This window comes from Paraburkholderia polaris (genome assembly GCF_012927345.1).
Lineage (GTDB): Bacteria > Pseudomonadota > Gammaproteobacteria > Burkholderiales > Burkholderiaceae > Paraburkholderia > Paraburkholderia polaris.
In genome coordinates this window covers 1-1,126 of the sequence record NZ_JABBGJ010000153.1, presented here as the reverse complement: position 1 = coordinate 1,126, position 1,126 = coordinate 1, and the positions used below count along the sequence as shown (strand labels likewise).

2 protein-coding genes are annotated in these 1,126 nt (G+C 59.7%); both read left to right on the top strand.

Annotation, left to right across the window (positions count from 1 at the left end):
• Positions 1–258, top strand: a 258-nt coding sequence (locus HHL24_RS43445; protein WP_169489448.1) for an IS66 family transposase, incomplete at its 5' end; no start/stop codon positions are given.
• Between the two features lie 669 nt (positions 259–927).
• On the top strand, positions 928–1,126 hold a 199-nt coding region (locus HHL24_RS43440), incomplete at its 3' end, for a DUF6444 domain-containing protein (protein WP_230417790.1).

Genomic DNA, 1,126 nt, shown 5'->3' with positions numbered 1-1,126 from the left:
ATGCAGGCGAGCCAGGTGTGGCGCTTCATTGCCGATCACCGGGTACCGTTCGACAACAACCAGGCCGAACGCGATATCCGCATGCCCAAGCTCAAACAGAAAATCTCAGGGTGTTTCCGTGCGGTATCAGGCATGGAAGCGTTCTGCACGATCCGCTCCTACCTTGCCAGTCTGCGCAAACAGAACCGTTCGCTGATCGATGCGCTGGCTTTGGGCTTCGCCGGATTCGTCGTTTCGCCGCTTCCGGCTGCTGAATAGTTACGCCGCCGCAAAGAAAGTAAGCAAAGAAAGCGGCTCAAACCGCTCATGCTAAGTGGGCACCGTTGCCTGGAGGAGGTAGTGGCTCCGTGGAATCCGGGCCCTCCTACCTTCTGATACTTGTGACAAGGGAGTCGTCAGCTCCCACTCCGCACTGCGTGCGTCGCGGATGGGTCTGCATGGGAAACCAGGGGCTTCGTTTGGCCGCGGTGGAAGCCGTCGGCTTCGCCTCGGTGACACGCCTCTGCACTCACCCGGCCCCCACTTCAAATGATAGGTCGGTGTGCTCCAATCACGGTTGCCGTTGCCGTTGCCGTTGCCGTTGCCGTTGCCGTTCCAATCACGATCACAATCGCGGTGGCGATAGCGGCGGCGGTGCAATGACGAGCCACGGTCCGGTGGCGAAACGCGAGCGCCAAAACGCAGCGGGCGGTTTTATGAAGCACGCTTCGGCGCGCGCAGCGCCGCCGGAAGTATGACTCCCTTGTCACCACCGCCGAATGTGCGAGAACACGGATTCCAGATGCACCACTACCCCCTCCAAGCCAGGAGACTCACTTAGCAGGATTGGTTTGAGCCGCTTTCTTTGCTTACTTTCTTTGCGGCGGCGTAACTATTCAGCGCTTGTAAACTGCAGCCAGGCTGTGCATAGTGAAGGACATGACGAAGATGCCTGATTTCAAAGACCTCACACACGAACAGAAGGACGCGCTCATCGTTGATCTCGTGAAGCGTCTGAACGCGCTCGAAGCGAAACTCGAGAAGAACAGTCGTAACTCCAGCAAGCCGCCCTCAAGCGATGGGCCCGGGCGCAAGCCGAAGTCGTTGCGCGGCACGAGCGGGGCAAAGCCTGGCGCGCAGCCGGGGC